This is a genomic window from Halobacillus sp. 12SKB (genome assembly GCF_052941655.1).
In genome coordinates this window covers 2,107,717-2,123,483 of sequence record NZ_JBRFWR010000001.1, presented here as the reverse complement: position 1 = coordinate 2,123,483, position 15,767 = coordinate 2,107,717, and the positions used below count along the sequence as shown (strand labels likewise).

The following is a 15,767-nucleotide window of genomic DNA, read 5'->3' as shown; positions in this document are numbered from 1 at the left end:
TGTTTTTATGCCGATGGCGACTGCATTTTTTCTGTAGCATCTATAAAAAGACGGAGAGTTGAAGAAACAGTAGATACATCGACGAGACCATCTTCGCAATCTTTTACCTTATCAAGCTGCATAAGAATGTATTCATCATACCCATGCAACTGTAACTGTCCGGCACAAATCTTCCCTTTCAACGTCATAATTTGGTGATGCAGTACTTCCCGATCCATGCAGATCACTCCTTAATATAGAAGATTATATCTGCTATTCTCTCCAATTATGCTTTAAATAAACAAAACACCGAGGAGCCCCTCGGTGCTTAAAGGATTATTCTTCTAGCGGATTCAAACTTTCGTTACCTGTCATATTCTTAATCATTTCCACCATCAAGGTGATCTCTTCTTCGATGTCCTGAACACTTACAGTTTCTACAGGAGAATGCATATAACGGAGCGGCAGGGAAACGAGACTGACTGGAACACCTTTTCCGGTAAGTCTCATCTTATCGGCATCTGTCCCAGTCATTCTAGGCGTCAGCTCATACTGGACGTCCATATCAAGAGATTTTGCTGTGCTTTCAAGAAGCTTGTTAATCTTGCGATTGATCGGGGCTCCTTTTGCCAGTACAGGCCCCCCGTCTAATCGTACGTCCCCGTGTTTATTTTTGTTAACCCCTGGATAATCGGTAGCAAACGTCACGTCACACGCAATCGCCATCGTTGGTTCAATGCCGGCCGCAGCAAAATAAGCTCCCCCCATGTTGGTCTCTTCATTAACAGTGCTTGCCGCATAGACTCCCACTTGAATGTTTTCATTAGAAAGCCTTCTCAATACTTCCCCTACAATAAATTGTCCGGTACGGTTATCCAGACCGCGTCCAGCTATGTATCGATCCATCAACAGTTCCGGCTCCCTCTTATAAACAGCCAGGTCACCAATTTGAACAAATTGCTCCATCTCTTCTTTCGTCTTTGCTCCACAGTCAATAAAAAGGTCGTCTAAACCGAAGTCCCCTTTTAATCCACCATGGTGTTGAGCGTTCACTCCAATGACCCCTGTCAATTCTTTGGCATAACCAAGAATTTGAACCTTCATTCCTACAGCTGCTTTCGGGTTTATGCCCCCCATTTTGTCAAAATGAAGATAACCTTGCTCATCAATCCGGTTGATGACGAGAGCAATTTCATCACAGTGCCCGGCTAACAGGATTTTGAATTCCGCTTCCGGATTCAATACAGCGATAGCATTCCCGGCATGATCGGTTTTGATATCGTCAGCATATGGACGCATCTCTTTGATCCATCTTTTTTGTATTTCCATTTCCATGCTGGATGGAGAAGGTGTGTTTAGCAATTCCATTAAAAAGTTCAATCGTTCTTTTTCCATAATCATCCCCCTTTTCTTTTATCATACCAAAAAAGAGGGATCTCATTATAATTAGACGCTTATTCTCAGCCTAATGGGGGAACATGACCTTGTACGGAGTTTGTAGAGGAGGAATTGGAATGAACTTAGAAGACTGGTTTAACAGAGGAATGACAGCCCAGACCTACGTCGATCACATGCAAACACACCAGAAAGACTTCATCTATATATATGAAAACTTCCCGGTCCCCGTTGAAGATCAGCCACTATTCGAAAAAGTACAAAACAAGAAATTACGCGCCCTTGTTCTTACAGAGGATTGGTGTGGTGATGCGATGCTGAACCTGCCGATTTTCTTAAAAATTGCAGAGCAGGGGCATATTCCCGTTCACTTCCTTTTGCGTGATGAAAATCTAGAGTTGATGGATCAATATCTGACAAACGGACAATCAAGATCCATCCCTAAGATTATTTTCATCGACACCAAAGGGAATGAAGTGGGAACTTGGGGACCACGCGCTCCCGAAATTCAAGCATTCATCGATGAATCATTAGCGAAGCTCCCTGATCATGATGCTGACGACTTTAACGAAAAACGTAAGGAAATGCTTACCTTCATTACAAAGGCTTATCGTGATAACCGTGACTTCTGGGCATGTGTTTATAAAGATTTGAAAGAAAAAATTTCATAGCCCCATTTTCAAAAGGATTTCCTTACTATGTAAGGAAGTCCTTTAATGTTTGAATAAAGACCAGAACAGCCATACTGAGGATAAAAAAGGGGCATATGTTATGCAATCCTTAATCCGCCTATACTTCCAAATGCCACTGTTTTTGCGGTTATTGACTACCGTATTGTTTACCATGTCATTATTCGGGTTGATCATTCATATCATTGAGCCGCAAAACTTCCCTACTTTCTTTGATGGTCTCTGGTGGGCATTTGTGACAGGTGCCACTGTTGGTTATGGTGATTATGTCCCGTTAAGTGCAACAGGGAAAATCATCGCGATTCTTCTGATTCTATCAGGTGGAGGCCTCGTAACCTTTTATATGGCGACACTTTCAGCATCTACCGTGAAACATGAAACGGACTTAACAGAAGGAAAAGTACCTTACAAAGGAAACGGTCACCTGATTCTTGTTGGATGGAATGAACGGACACGTCACTTGCTGGACATGCTGGAAGAACAAAACCTGCAAGAAAGAATCGTTCTGATCGACCGGACGATGAACCAATTTTATCAGCGTTTATCCAGTGTTCATTTCATTAACGGAAGTGCCACGAATGAAGAAACGCTCGAACAAGCCAATGTAAGTGAAGCGAGAATGGCGATCATAACCGCTGATCCATCCATGGAAGAAGAACAGTCGGATCAGACGGTCATTCATCAGATTGTCTCGCTTAAAGGACACCATCCAGGGTTGTTCATCATAGCGGAGGTACTGACTGAAAAACAAAAAATCAATGCAGAGCGGGCAGGCGCCAATACCATCATTCGTTCTAATGACTTTATGAGCAGCCTCTTTTACCAGGAGCTCTATCGTAACGATCCGGTCAAACCCTTTGAACTTCTTCTTGACTTATTGACGGAACGACAATTTCATGAAGAAATAATATGTGGTGAGCTCATTGGAAAGCCTATGCTCAAAGCTTTCGAACATTATCTGAAAGAACACTATCAAATTATCGGCATAAAAAAAGGCGAAGATCTCTCCTTCGACCTTCACCCTGATATTGTATTGGAAGAAGGGGATGTCCTTGTCGTTTTTTCACCCCTTCGAAAGTAACACTTGTTCAACTTGAGCAAGCAGCTCTCTTCCCTTATTGATGTGTTCTTCAGGAAAAGAGGCATCTTTATCCACCGGTTCCTGGAACTGATCGAAAATCGCACGGAAGTTCCCTTCTTTAACATTATCATCCAGTCCTGGATTGTATTTATGAGATAAGAGAAACGGTTCTTTCATTTCAATCATGGCATAATCGCCAGGCGCATCTAAAGAACCTGAAGTTACGACGAACGGAAGACGAATGAATTGGTAACCTACATGGTCGTCGATTTTGTAATCAAAGTACCCATGCTCATAATCCCAATTATCGGAAAGTTTGAAGCCAAGAGCCTTCAGTTCACTTTCTACATCATTATATGTGTACACTTGACCTGTAATTGGTGAAGATAATGGAATCACTGTCATCACTCCTTTATTCCTTACTATGCCCAAACAAAAAAAGCTCAGGTCATCCATTTTCTGGATGACCTGAGCTTTTCTTTTTTATTTCAAGCGATTTTCAAGTTCTTCTTTTTCTTTTTCAAACCCTGGCTTACCAAGTAGAGCAAACATATTGACTTTATATGCCTCTACACCTGGCTGGTCGAAAGGATTCACACCCAATAGGTAACCACTAATGGCACATGCTTTTTCAAAGAAGTACACGAGATAGCCAAATGTAAATGCATCGCGTTTAGGCAGGTGCAAGATCAAGTTCGGCACATCCCCATCTGTGTGTGCAAGCATTGTACCAAGGTAAGCTTTTTCATTTACCTCGTCCACTGTAGCTCCCGCAAGATAATTGAGGCCGTCCAAGTTCTGACTGTCTTCTTCGATCGTAATGTCGGAAGATGGCGTTTCTACGTTCAAGACCGTTTCAAACAAGTCTCGACGTCCTTCCTGCACGTATTGCCCAAGAGAGTGCAAGTCCGTAGAGAAGTTTGCAGAAGCAGGGAAAATTCCTTTTTGGTCTTTTCCTTCACTCTCTCCGAACAATTGCTTCCACCACTCAGCAAAATATTGAAGAGATGGTTCATAGTTCACAAGCATCTCAATCGTTTTTCCTTTGTTATAAAGGACGTTTCTGACAGCAGCATATTGATACGCAGGGTTTTCAGACAGTTTATCCGTGCTCAACTCACTTTGAGCTGCCTGTGCACCTTTCATCATTTCATCAATATCGATTCCGCTTGCAGCAATAGGAAGAAGACCAACCGCAGTCAAAACAGAATATCGGCCACCGACATCATCAGGTACCACGAAGGACTCGTAGCCCTGTTCACTAGCCAATGTCTTAAGGGCCCCTTTATTTTTGTCAGTTGTTGCATAGATGCGTTTACGCGCTTCTTCTACGCCATACTTCTCTTCAAGGAACTTACGGAAGATACGGAAAGCAATAGCCGGTTCTGTCGTCGTTCCACTCTTAGAGATAACATTAATGGAAACATCTTTGTCTTTAAGTACATCAAAAAGTTCATTCATATATGGTGCACTAATGCTGTTACCAACGAAGAACACTTGAGGAGTGTTTCTGTCATCAGAAGACAACTCATTATAAAAACTATGGTTCAACATTTCAAGCGCAGCACGTGCCCCTAAGTATGATCCACCGATTCCGATAACTAGCAAGACATCTGAGTCTGATTTAATCTTTTCAGCGGATTTTTTAATACGTGCAAATTCCTCTTTATCGTAAGCTTCTGGTAGTTCCAACCACCCTAAGAAGTCATTTCCTGCTCCTTTTTTTTCGTGCAGGGATTTATGTGCAAGCGATACAGCTCCTTGCATGTATTCTAGTTCATGCTCACCAAAGAAAGGTAAAGCTTTTTCGTAATCAAAACGAACATGTGTCATTTATGACCCTCCAAATCGTCATTTTTTGCTTGACCAATTTCACTTTATCGAAACCTTACCTTCAAATCAAGCAATCGTGAAATTGTAAACGGATACATACGAAACTTTCATACATCTGTAAAAATATTGGAATATTACTTATCCAAGAATAACCAACCAACTCAACAAACGCTCCCGTTTGTAGAAGACTCAGTTTCGAGACAATGGGGTGAGTCTAGGGGCTGCGGGAAAAGGTTCGCTTTCCATGGGGCGGGCGGTGAGCCTCCTCAGGCTTCGCCTTCCGGGGTCTCACCTGTCCCACACGTCCCATAGGAGTCTCACCGTTTCCCTCCGCCCCTTACCATAAAAGTGTCTCGAAATCACTTCTAAAAGAGTCAGCATGTATGGTTGAGGGAAATGAATAATTAGAACACCTCCAAAGTACGTAAAAGCTTGATCCAGAGCACTTCACACCCCAAATGTTTGATAGTTAAGACCTTCCAACTTGGTACAGGGGTTCGTTTCTCACCTTAATCGTACGGGGTGGTTGGGAAGCTGCGAGACTCCTGCGGGAATGGATGGACTGGCAAGACTTACAGTGCGAAGCACGAGGAGGCTTGCCGTCAAGCGAGTAGCTTCCCAGCCACCCCTGACGCCCAACAACGTAACGAACCCCGGAAACATCTCGAAACCATGTCTTAAATAAACCTGCCATTTAGCTGAATAAATGGATAAAAAAATCGGAGGGGAACCCCTCCGATTTTCACATATTTTATTTAGACATCTCCAAGATTTTCTGAACGTCTTCTTCATGCAATTGATTGAAGTTTCCGAATGGTCCTCGTTTCATTGCACGGTCGACGATGACATCGAATTTGTCGTCACCAATATCGTAATCAGCCAAGGTTTCAGGAGCTCCAATTGAACTCCAGAAAGAACGTAGAGCGTTGATGCCCTCTTCAGCGACTTCTTTTTCCGCTTTCCCTTCTGGATTGACACCGAACACCTTTGTAGCCAAACGGGCAAAACGTTGTTCATTGACCTCCATGTTGTGTTTCATCCAGTTCGGGAATAGGATGGCGAGTCCGCCTGCATGTGGAATATCATAAACAGCAGATACTGCGTGTTCAATGTTATGGCTGGCCCAATCGCCTCGATATCCCATTTGAAGCATGCCGTTGAGCGCAATGGTACCGGCATACAAAATGGTTTCTCTATGCTCCAGTGACTCAAGATTTCCAAGCAATTTAGGAGCTGTTTCGACGACAGTTCTCAATACACCTTCCACCATCTCATCTTGCACAGGAGATTGTGTTGGGTTGTGGAAGTACTGTTCAAACAAGTGTGTCATCATATCAACAATTCCATAGATCGTTTGATCTTTCGGAACACTCACTGTGTAGGCAGGATCAAGAATAGAGAATGTCGGGTTCGTTAGAGGGGCTGCTCCCCATCCATATTTTTCGTTCGTTTCCCAATTTGTAATGACAGCACCTGCATTCATCTCGGACCCTGTAGCTGCCAGAGTCAGTACGGTTCCGAATGGAAGAGCTGATTCAGGCTTCGCTTCTCTTGTAACAAGGTCCCATGGAGCTCCATCGTATTTTGCTCCAGCTGCAATGGTCTTGGTACAATCAATGACACTTCCTCCACCTACAGCCAGAAGGAAATCGATGTTCTCTTCTTTACAAATCTGGACCCCTTTTTCTACAGTAGTCAATTTCGGGTTGGGTTCTACACCAGATAGTTCCTGGACTTCCACACCCGCTTCATTCAATTGACTCATCACTTGGTCATAAACACCGTTCTTCTTTATACTTCCTCCACCATATACAATAAGCACTTTTTTAGTGCCGGTTGGTAATTGGGAAGGTAATTGACTTATTTGGTCTTTACCGAAAATCAACTTCGTCGGATTATGAAACGTAAAAGCATCCATAATGGAATTCCCCTTTCTAAACTGAGCGTACGATGATATTATCCCCGAATTCCAAGGTATTCTCAAAAGATATGCAATTCGTATAATATTTTTCCCTGTGTTTAAGCTAATAAAGAATATTGGTAAGGAGGTGTTTTAAATGAATTGGTTAAATCGTGTGGCACTTCTTCTAGTCATTATTGGAGCGATTAACTGGGGGTTGATTGGGTTATTTCAATACGATCTTGTTGCTGGACTTTTCGGAGGTGGTGAACAAGGGGCATGGCTTGCACGAGTCATCTACACTCTTGTCGGTATTAGCGGACTTATCGTCATATCTCTTTATTTTTCACCGGTAGCCGAGCATGAGGACGCACCGGCATCCGATCCTGCGGAATAATCTTCAAGAAATGAATCAAAAAAGGATCAGCCCTATTGGACTGATCCTTTTCATATCTTCCTTATTTACGGAATTTCTCGCGGTCGTCAGATTGTTTGATCCAATCTTCCAACTTGTCTTTCAGCGTGTTGAAACCAGCTGTTGACTCTTCTTGTTTAGGTGCTGCTTGCTTACGTGGACGGCGTGTTGCTGCTTTTGGAGCTTCCTGAGTCGCACGGATAGAAAGAGAATACTTATTGCTCTTTTCATCAATGTTCAAAATTTTAACTTGTACTTCATCACCTTCGGAAAGGTGCTCGTTGATATCCTTCACGTAGCCGTGAGTGACTTCTGAAATGTGTACAAGACCTTGTACTTGCTCATCCAAAGCGACGAACGCACCGTATGGCTGAATTCCTGTAACTTTACCTTCTAATACTTGACCTTCTTGAAACTTATCTGACATGCTATACAACTCCTGATTTAATTATTATTCGCTTCTTTTCACGCAATAAATGATTTTACCATAAAAGCGACCATTTAGCAAAGTAAACTTAAACTTCTCAAAACGTTTGAAATTTCCCATCCAATAAAGTGGTATAATATAGGAAAGAACAGAGGAGGTATGTTTATGTCCACTGGTAACAACATCCGTAAATACCGAGAGTTGAAGAACTTCTCAAAGGAAGATCTGGCAATGAAAGCAAGAATTGGGGTCCACACTCTGGAAAGTTATGAAACTGACGAACGTATTCCTGAATTAGATACCATTCTTAAGATTTCAACGGTCCTTGATATCCCTGCCTCTGAATTGTTGGAAAATCATGAGGAAAACTCATCAGAACTGGATGAAGAATTACAAAACCTAATACAGGAAATTGGCGTGAAGCGTTCAAAACTCCTCCTAAAAAAAGCCCGTGACTTCTCAGAACAGGACGTCCTTCGCGCAATGAATCTCCTCTATGATTTAAATCAACAAAAAAATTAAAAAAATAGGTTTATAATCTATGAAAGATGGTTATATTAAATAACGTAAGACTTTCTCGTATTCCCCCTGTGTAAGCAGAGCGAACGTTCGCTTTGCTTTTTTTTTGGTTTTTTTTATTAAAAATACACCTTCAGTAACAATTCTCATAAAGAAAAGGCTATTTTCTTACCTTATCTTTACTACAATAACCCTTATCTATCAGTAGGGGCACTGCACACAAACAACATATTTTCATTCACCTGAGTGATTCGGGTAAGATAGATAACAAAATGGAGTATTGGAGGAAAACGATATGGAACATTTTGAAGAAGTCGTTTCAAGAAAAGGAACAAGGTCCGTCAAGTGGGACATGGCAGAAGATCTTTATCAGGATAAAGAAGTGCTGCCGATGTGGGTCGCTGATATGGACTTCAAGACTCCATCAGCTGTAACAAATGCTATAAAAGAAAGAGCAGATCACGGGATTTTCGGATACACAATTCCGGATGACAAAGTCAAAGCAAGCATCACGCATTGGCTCGAAAGCCGTCATCAATGGAAAATAGATCCAGAGTGGATCACGTATAGCCCTGGAGTTATTCCATCCCTGCATATGATTATTCAATCACTCACGGAAATTGGTGACCATATCATTATTCAGACTCCGGTCTATCCTCCCTTTTACAGCGTCATCAAAGATCATGGAAGGCATGTAGTACAGAATCCTCTTCAATTGAACGAAGAGCAATACGAAATTAATTTCGCTGATTTCGAAAAGAAAATCAAAGATCACAATGTCTCCATGTTCATCCTTTGCAACCCTCACAATCCAGTCGGACGCGTTTGGAAAAAAGAAGAGTTGCAAAAAATGATGGACATCTGCTTAAAATACGATGTCAAAGTGGTTGCAGATGAGATTCACGCAGATTTGATCTACCATGGAAACGTCCATGTTCCTGTAGCAAGCTTGTCAAATGAAGCTTCCAAACAAACCATCACATGCTTATCACCAACAAAGACATTTAATCTAGCAGGTCTTCAGGCTTCATACGTCGTTATTCCAGATGAATCAAACAAGGAAAAAGTCGATCGTTACTTTAAAAACCAGGGAATGTTAATGTTAAATACATTAGGCCTTACAGCTATGGAAGCGGCCTATGATCATGGGGAAGAATGGTTGGAAGAATTAATGGATGTTCTGGAAAATCACCGCGATTACGTCACTCACCGCTTCCACAACGAAACATCGTCCATCCGCGTTTTTCCAGCAGAAGGCACCTACCTTCTATGGCTGGACTGTAGAAAACTGAAGATGGACCAAACAGAGTTGAAGCGTTTTATGCAAAAAGAAGCGAAAGTGGGATTGAACGATGGTGCTTCGTTCGGTGATGAAGGGGAAGGGTTCATGCGCCTGAATATAGCCGCCCCGAAATCGATTATTGAAGACGGCGTCACCCGTATCATTGAAGCTGTGAAGGCGCAGGAACAATAAAAAAGTCTCCCTATGTGGGAGACTTTTTTATTGTTCCTGCTTCTTGTCTGGCTCTGTCGGATCACTGGTTTCATCTTCATCTGCTTTTAAAGTAATTTTTCCACAAGCGATACGATCTCCTGAGTCTCCTGCTGGTTGTGTCATGCCATCATCCTGGCCGCTGTGAATCACGATGGATGTCCCCTCGTCTCTAAGTAAAGACTTCTGCCCTTCTTTAAGCTTGGCTTCCGGCAGCATTAATTTAGTGTCCACCATACCACTTTGGTCCGCTTCTACATTCGGCATATCCCCGACGTGAGCTCCCTTCGGATTCATCAACCCATGATCTTTAGAAAGGGGGTTGAAGTGATTACCGGCACTCTTGAAATCAGGGGCTTCACATTTCGGAAACTCATGAATATGAACAGCATGCATCCCAGGCTCAAGTCCTTCTACTTTTAGTTGGACTTCTACCCCTTCCGGCTGCTCTGTCAGTGTTGCCGTACCAATTTTATCGTTGTCGGCATTATAGATTGACGTATTTAAAGGTGAACGCTCTTCTCCTGAACACCCAGCAAGAATGAATACAAATACCATCGATAGTCCGATTATCATTCTCATATTAATCCTCCGTTCCATGGAATACTCCATGGATAGTATCTCCTTGGATTTATAAAAATATAACAAAAGCCACGTCAGGCTCAGGGCCTAACGCGGCTTTTCATTTTTTCTATCCGTTTGCTCTTCTACTGTGTAGGCTTGGTCTACTTTCTGCTCTTCTTTTTGAGAAATCTTAATGAACCAAATCATTGTCACTGCGGCAAATACTATAAAAAGCATTAACATAACGATTGCTGGAATATACTCTGATTTATCTTGAGGAAAATATAGAAATTCCATCATAATGCAACACATCCTTCTAACTAGAAGTATATCAAAGATTCACCTCACCAATGAAGGGCTTCACGATATCTTCACAATTTCGATTTTTGTTACAATAGAAGGAGTAAGTGAGAGGAGTGAGTGTATGTCAGAGTTTCCAAACGGTTCATTCGTGCAAGCGCATTATAAAACAGGTATTTATATCGGAGAAGTCGTCGAAGACCGCAACCGCTTTTATCTTGTAAAAGTGCTCGCCGTCGTTAAACACCCGATGCAAGGGGATCTTCATAACCCCGGCAAAACAGAAGAAGTCTTTTTCCATCAGCGGAAAGCTTTAAGCTACAATGAAAAAGCGAATGTACAAAAAGAAGCCGTTAAGCCTTTTGAAGGAGAGATCCCTTCCTATGAAGATTCTTTGAAGGAAGCAGTGGATGCTCTTAAAACGAAGCTTGTGAGAAGAGAAACGGAATTCAATCAGAATGCGAAAAAGCAGCTGGATGATTTAGAGAAGCAGTACTTTGGATAAATCAAAGGATGACAGCGCTTTTTTTCGTATTTGTTTTCTATTCAAGGGTATGGTAATTTTATATAGTCAAAAGTAATGGAGGAGGTCATATCCATGACAACACATATTGGAGCGAAACCCGGAGACATTGCAGACAAGATCCTTCTTCCTGGTGATCCGCTACGAGCGAAATACATTGCAGAAAACTTTTTAGAAGATGCGACATGCTATAACGAAGTACGAGGCATGTACGGTTATACAGGTACTTATAAAGGTGAAAGAATTTCCGTGCAGGGAACAGGCATGGGCGTTCCATCCATCTCCATCTACATTAATGAATTGATGGAAAGCTACGGTGTTCAAAAGCTGATCCGTGTCGGTTCCTGCGGTGCATTACAAAGCGACGTTAAAGTCCGTGACGTGATCCTTGCATCTACTTCCACCACCGATTCACAAATGAACCGCATGGTCTTCGGCGGCATTGACTTTGCACCGACGGCTGATTTCAACCTTCTGAAAAATGCGTATGATGCGGGAACAGATAAAGGCTTGAAGCTGAAAGTCGGAAACGTATTTACCAGCGACAGCTTCTACCGCGATCAAGCGATGGATCTTTTCAACCTGCTCGCGAAATACAATGTCCTGGCAGTTGAAATGGAAACAACAGCGCTGTACACACTGGCAGCGAAATACAATCGTCAGGCTCTATCGGTATTAACGGTAAGTGACCATATCCTTACAGGGGAAGAAACGACGGCAGAAGAACGCCAAACGACATTTAATGAAATGATCGAAGTTGCCCTGGAAGCAGCGATTCAAGACTAAATGAAGAAGCACCCCTACAGTGAATGTAGTGGGTGCTTTCATTTTGGTGCAATTTCTTCTATATCGTTGATATTGACCATATAGATTCGGTCACCAATGCTGATAAGAACGTTCTCGTCCCACACTCTTTCCACTTTTCCGAAATAAGCACCATTCACCGTATGAACGATAAGGAAAGTCCCTAGATTCTTTTTTATCATCTTTAGGATGGCACGCCTGCGTGACGAGGGACGGATTCTCCGCCACAACGATGTCAGTTGGAACATCTTAAAGCCTCCCCGCTCATCTCCCTCCCTATATGTTATACGCCTGTGTTCTGCGAGGTGCGAGGTGTGGACTTATTAAAACAAAAAAACCTCCCGCTTTCGGGGAGGTTTTTGAATCTATTCCATAATATATTGAGCTAACGTTTTGGACATGACCCCTGTCGGACCTTTAGGACCCAAATCATGAGGACCATCCGATATGGATGTACCTGCGATATCCAAATGGACCCACGGTACCTTTTCAACGAAGGCACCTACAAATGCTCCACCCATGATTGGATGCGCTTTTCTCGTCGGGGAGTTGTTCAGATCCGCAATCGAACTTTTTCTCACCTGCGCTCTATAATCATCATTGTAAGGTAACAACCAAATAGGCTCTCCTACAGATTTCCCTGCATCCTCAACATCTTTATACAAGCGCTCATCATTCGTCATAGCCCCTGTCATCCAAGATCCTAGTGCCGTTACGACGCCTCCAGTTAACGTAGCGACATCAATTACTCGATCCGCACCCTGACTTTGAGCATAGGTGACCCCATCGGCAAGGGCAAGACGGCCTTCTGCATCTGTATTCAATACTTCAATTGTCAGGCCACTCATAGACGTAATCACATCATCCGGCTTGAAGGCATCGCCTGAAATCATGTTGTCGGAAGATGGAATGACAGCGATGACGTTCTTTTTCGGCTTCAATTGACCAATGGTTTCCATAGCGCCGAGGACAGCTGCCGCTCCACCCATATCACCTTTCATACCTGGCATTCCGGTTTTTGGCTTAATCGAATAGCCACCTGTGTCATACGTAATTCCTTTTCCAACGAGGGCCGTGACATCTTTCCATTCTTCCAGCCCTTGATATTTAAGCACAATCATTTTTGGTGGTTCTACTGACCCTTGATTGACAGCCAGTAAAGCTCCCATTCCCAGTTCTTCCATATCTTCTTTTTCAAGGATGCTCAATTCAAACTGGTAGTCTTCCGCCATCGTTGTAGCGAACTCAGCCATTTCTGATGCAGTCAAAACATTCGCAGGCAGATGAACCAAATACCTTGCCGTGTTCACCCCATCAGCGAAGGCTTGCCCTTTATTCAAAGCTTCAAGGACAGTCTTTTCCTCTTGTGTTGTCCAAACAGTGAGTTCATTGATATCCACCGGTTCTTTTTGGTTGGTTTTAAAAGAAGGGAGACGATATGTCGATGTCAGCATAGCTTCTGAAAGAAGAGCGGAGTACCGTTCTATATCTTCCCCTTTAGGAATTAGACTCTCGAGTAAAACAGTAACAGAGGACACTTGGTCTTTGATTAAGCTTTGAAATACACGACCAAATGTCTTGCGATACTTGTTTTCGTCGAATTTCTGTGATGATCCTAAACCAATGACATAGATGTTCTTCAATTTTCTTTCATTCATGACTAAAACCTTATCCAGTTTTTTGCTTTCCGTAGACAAATGCCCAGCTTCTATGTACGCTTCAAGATCGACTCCACACGAATTTTTCACCTTGTCAATCGTAGGCTTGTTCACTTCATTTTCTTCAAAAAGACCCACGAGTAACGAACCCGTATCTTTCCATTCATTTGTTACAGTATACATATTGATACACCTCCATACCCAAGTATACACAAATCCGCTGTGTTTTCCTTGCCAAAAAGATCCGTTCTTAGATCTTAACTTAACATGAATATAACTATCTCGCTCCATGAATCATATGGTATAATGACTTTGCTCCATCTCCATATGAACGCTACAAAAAAGCATGCCATGATCCTATGGATGCACTTGATCCTGCACACCTATTCTATATTGTATGAATGAACAACTACATAGATTGCCATTTCTATTCCCCGGAAGATCAGAAAGGATGTCATCATGCTATTAGATTTAGTTCAAAACTTTCCCCTTTGGGCGTCAATCGCTGCTATCCTTTTCGCCCAAGTAATTAAGATCCCGATTCAATTTATCGCTTCCAGACAATTGAATACAAGTCTCGCCTTCAGTACAGGCGGCATGCCCAGCAGTCACTCCGCAGCTGTTACTGCCCTCGCCACAGGGGTGGGAATTGAACAAGGATTCGGTTCATCTGTTTTTGCTATTGCTTGTGTGTTCAGTATCATCGTCATGTTTGACAGCACCGGAGTAAGGCGTCAAACCGGTGAACAAGCCATTATGCTGAACATCTTACTAAACGATTTCAACCGGTTCGTAAGTGAAGCCAAAAGCTGGCAGCAAAAAGAAGGCTATCAAAAGAAAGAAGAACTTAAAGAACTTTTGGGCCACCAGCCAATAGAAGTTTTCTTCGGGGGGCTGACAGGGATTCTGCTCACTTTCCTTCTTCATTCCCTGATCTACTGAAAAAACAAAAAATCTCTTCCGAATCCATTGTATCGGAAGAGATTTTTTATTGGCTCATTTGGGAGCGGAAGACCTGCAACGATTCATCCTCATTCAATTTCTTCAAATCTTCTTCAGATAGTTGACCGTTCCCCTCTTCAACCACATAAACATTGAGCGTTTGCTTTCCCCATTGATTGTAAACATCATTCACGGTTGGAAAATAAAGATCAAGCTTATTCCCTTTGATCGCCCCGCCAATATCAGCAACCACTCCATACCCATAACCAGGGATAAACAGCACAGTCCCTAACGGAAACATTTCCAAATCAGCAGCAATTGTAGAATATAAATCCCGCTTCACATTTACCCCTGAATACGTAATTCCATACCCAGGGTGCTCGGGGGTTTTACCTGTGGATTCATACCCCGCTGTATAACCTGTCGCTACAACTTCATGGCTCGGGTATTGACTGAAATCAATCGTTTCTTCCAACAGTTCTACCGCTTCTATGACCGCACTGGATACGTAGGTCTGTGGGGCATTTTTTATTTTCAAGCTTTTCTCAGAAAATGCACGATCTTTTTGAAGAAGAGTCTCCCCTTCTAAGGTTTCCCCTTTGAATTTAGATGCAATCCATTCGTCAAAATCTGAAAGCGATAGGTTTGTTACATTTGTAAAAGTACTATAAAGAGCAAAGCTGAACAGTAGAATAAAAAAGATAGACTTCGTCCGCTTGTTCATGAAATCACCTCTAGGTGTAATCATGTCCAAGCCCCATTTTTTTATTCAGTCAGAACTTCATCCCCTCTCTAGTAACATCAAAAAAAGCTAACAGCACTACGTGCTGTTAGCCTTTCCATTTTAAAACATTTGATATCCATTTTTACGTAATTTTTTAATTACAATCCCAGCCACTATAGTCCCTACGAAGCCACTTGCTAAGATAACGATATCCACAAGCTTTAGGTTGGATAATTGTTCAAAGACTGTAGGAAATGCTGTCCCTGGAGCCGATAAATACTTTGTCCATGAAAAGTCATCCACGATGAAAAGCACGATGATCGGATACACAAAGGCCATCAACCATGAAGAACGCAAAATCATATTCAATAAGAAAGAGATTCCGAAGAATAACACGAAAAATAACAACATTGACACGATGAACTGCACGATATTCACTAACGTTTCCCCCTATGTATGTTCAACGAAACACAAACGAATCCAAATTTCATTCTATAACGGTTACATAAAAAGCGCAAGAGC

Annotated in this window: 20 protein-coding genes; 8 read left to right on the top strand and 12 right to left on the bottom strand. The window is 42.3% G+C overall.

Annotation, left to right across the window (positions count from 1 at the left end; translation table 11 throughout):
- Window positions 1-5: 5 nt before the first annotated feature.
- Both ACQ4XT_RS10240 and ACQ4XT_RS10235 read right to left on the bottom strand, forming a co-directional pair.
- Window positions 6-218, bottom strand: a complete 213-nt coding sequence (locus ACQ4XT_RS10240) for a hypothetical protein (protein WP_446853594.1) — start codon at window positions 216-218, stop codon at window positions 6-8.
- Between the two features lie 97 nt (window positions 219-315).
- Window positions 316-1,374, bottom strand: a complete 1,059-nt coding sequence (locus ACQ4XT_RS10235; RefSeq protein WP_446853593.1) for a M20/M25/M40 family metallo-hydrolase — start codon at window positions 1,372-1,374, stop codon at window positions 316-318.
- A gap of 119 nt (window positions 1,375-1,493) precedes the next feature.
- Between ACQ4XT_RS10235 and ACQ4XT_RS10230 the strand changes: the two genes are divergently transcribed.
- A complete protein-coding gene (locus tag ACQ4XT_RS10230; RefSeq protein WP_446853592.1) occupies window positions 1,494-2,045 on the top strand; it encodes a thioredoxin family protein in 552 nt (183 codons plus the stop codon).
- A gap of 100 nt (window positions 2,046-2,145) precedes the next feature.
- On the top strand, window positions 2,146-3,144 hold the full coding sequence (locus tag ACQ4XT_RS10225; protein ID WP_446853591.1) for a potassium channel family protein: 999 nt from the start codon (window positions 2,146-2,148) through the stop codon (window positions 3,142-3,144).
- Here the strand turns inward: ACQ4XT_RS10225 and ACQ4XT_RS10220 are convergent.
- From ACQ4XT_RS10220 to ACQ4XT_RS10210, 3 genes are all read right to left on the bottom strand, one after another.
- Window positions 3,127-3,543 carry a YugN-like family protein gene (locus ACQ4XT_RS10220; RefSeq protein WP_181898550.1) on the bottom strand — a complete coding sequence of 139 codons (417 nt, stop codon included), beginning with the start codon at window positions 3,541-3,543 and terminating at the stop codon, window positions 3,127-3,129. The genes ACQ4XT_RS10225 and ACQ4XT_RS10220 overlap by 18 nt on opposite strands.
- Before the next feature lie 84 nt (window positions 3,544-3,627).
- Window positions 3,628-4,977 carry a glucose-6-phosphate isomerase gene (locus ACQ4XT_RS10215; protein ID WP_446853590.1) on the bottom strand — a complete coding sequence of 450 codons (1,350 nt, stop codon included), beginning with the start codon at window positions 4,975-4,977 and terminating at the stop codon, window positions 3,628-3,630.
- A 751-nt stretch (window positions 4,978-5,728) separates the two neighbouring features.
- Window positions 5,729-6,895, bottom strand: a complete 1,167-nt coding sequence (locus tag ACQ4XT_RS10210) for an iron-containing alcohol dehydrogenase (RefSeq protein WP_446853589.1) — start codon at window positions 6,893-6,895, stop codon at window positions 5,729-5,731.
- 139 nt (window positions 6,896-7,034) lie between these two features.
- On the opposite strand from ACQ4XT_RS10210, the gene ACQ4XT_RS10205 reads away from it, so the two are divergent.
- Complete coding sequence (locus tag ACQ4XT_RS10205) at window positions 7,035-7,274, top strand: DUF378 domain-containing protein (protein ID WP_446853588.1); 240 nt, start codon at window positions 7,035-7,037, stop codon at window positions 7,272-7,274.
- 61 nt (window positions 7,275-7,335) lie between these two features.
- Here the strand turns inward: ACQ4XT_RS10205 and yugI are convergent, their stop codons facing one another.
- On the bottom strand, window positions 7,336-7,719 hold the full coding sequence (gene yugI, locus ACQ4XT_RS10200) for a S1 domain-containing post-transcriptional regulator GSP13 (RefSeq protein ID WP_146816654.1): 384 nt from the start codon (window positions 7,717-7,719) through the stop codon (window positions 7,336-7,338).
- Window positions 7,720-7,884: 165 nt separating this feature from the next.
- On the opposite strand from yugI, the gene ACQ4XT_RS10195 reads away from it, so the two are divergent.
- Window positions 7,885-8,241: a helix-turn-helix domain-containing protein gene (locus tag ACQ4XT_RS10195; RefSeq protein ID WP_446853587.1), complete on the top strand. Its 357-nt coding sequence runs from the start codon at window positions 7,885-7,887 to the stop codon at window positions 8,239-8,241.
- A 292-nt stretch (window positions 8,242-8,533) separates the two neighbouring features.
- A complete protein-coding gene (locus ACQ4XT_RS10190) occupies window positions 8,534-9,712 on the top strand; it encodes a MalY/PatB family protein (RefSeq protein ID WP_446853586.1) in 1,179 nt (392 codons plus the stop codon).
- Between the two features lie 27 nt (window positions 9,713-9,739).
- Here the strand turns inward: ACQ4XT_RS10190 and ACQ4XT_RS10185 are convergent, their stop codons facing one another.
- On the bottom strand, window positions 9,740-10,312 hold the full coding sequence (locus tag ACQ4XT_RS10185) for a superoxide dismutase family protein (protein ID WP_446853585.1): 573 nt from the start codon (window positions 10,310-10,312) through the stop codon (window positions 9,740-9,742).
- Between the two features lie 87 nt (window positions 10,313-10,399).
- Window positions 10,400-10,594 (bottom strand): hypothetical protein, encoded by a 195-nt coding sequence (locus tag ACQ4XT_RS10180; protein ID WP_446853584.1) that lies wholly within the window; start codon window positions 10,592-10,594, stop codon window positions 10,400-10,402.
- A 124-nt stretch (window positions 10,595-10,718) separates the two neighbouring features.
- On the opposite strand from ACQ4XT_RS10180, the gene kapB reads away from it, so the two are divergent.
- Together kapB and deoD are read left to right on the top strand one after the other, a co-directional pair.
- Window positions 10,719-11,099, top strand: coding sequence for a kinase-associated lipoprotein KapB (kapB, locus tag ACQ4XT_RS10175; protein ID WP_446853583.1), 381 nt, complete (start codon window positions 10,719-10,721; stop codon window positions 11,097-11,099).
- Between the two features lie 93 nt (window positions 11,100-11,192).
- The gene (gene deoD, locus ACQ4XT_RS10170) at window positions 11,193-11,903 is read left to right on the top strand and encodes a purine-nucleoside phosphorylase (protein ID WP_226591789.1); all 711 of its coding nucleotides are present in this window, start codon (window positions 11,193-11,195) and stop codon (window positions 11,901-11,903) included.
- A 38-nt stretch (window positions 11,904-11,941) separates the two neighbouring features.
- Here the strand turns inward: deoD and ACQ4XT_RS10165 are convergent, their stop codons facing one another.
- Complete coding sequence (locus ACQ4XT_RS10165) at window positions 11,942-12,169, bottom strand: hypothetical protein (protein WP_446853582.1); 228 nt, start codon at window positions 12,167-12,169, stop codon at window positions 11,942-11,944.
- A 117-nt stretch (window positions 12,170-12,286) separates the two neighbouring features.
- On the bottom strand, window positions 12,287-13,762 hold the full coding sequence (locus ACQ4XT_RS10160) for a leucyl aminopeptidase (protein WP_446853581.1): 1,476 nt from the start codon (window positions 13,760-13,762) through the stop codon (window positions 12,287-12,289).
- A 276-nt stretch (window positions 13,763-14,038) separates the two neighbouring features.
- On the opposite strand from ACQ4XT_RS10160, the gene ACQ4XT_RS10155 reads away from it, so the two are divergent.
- A complete protein-coding gene (locus ACQ4XT_RS10155) occupies window positions 14,039-14,521 on the top strand; it encodes a divergent PAP2 family protein (RefSeq protein WP_089654136.1) in 483 nt (160 codons plus the stop codon).
- 46 nt (window positions 14,522-14,567) lie between these two features.
- Here the strand turns inward: ACQ4XT_RS10155 and spsC are convergent, their stop codons facing one another.
- Together spsC and ACQ4XT_RS10145 are read right to left on the bottom strand one after the other, a co-directional pair.
- Window positions 14,568-15,269: a stationary phase survival protein SpsC gene (gene spsC / locus ACQ4XT_RS10150; protein ID WP_446853580.1), complete on the bottom strand. Its 702-nt coding sequence runs from the start codon at window positions 15,267-15,269 to the stop codon at window positions 14,568-14,570.
- Window positions 15,270-15,365: 96 nt separating this feature from the next.
- A complete protein-coding gene (locus tag ACQ4XT_RS10145; protein WP_446853579.1) occupies window positions 15,366-15,683 on the bottom strand; it encodes a YuiB family protein in 318 nt (105 codons plus the stop codon).
- Window positions 15,684-15,767: the final 84 nt, after the last annotated feature.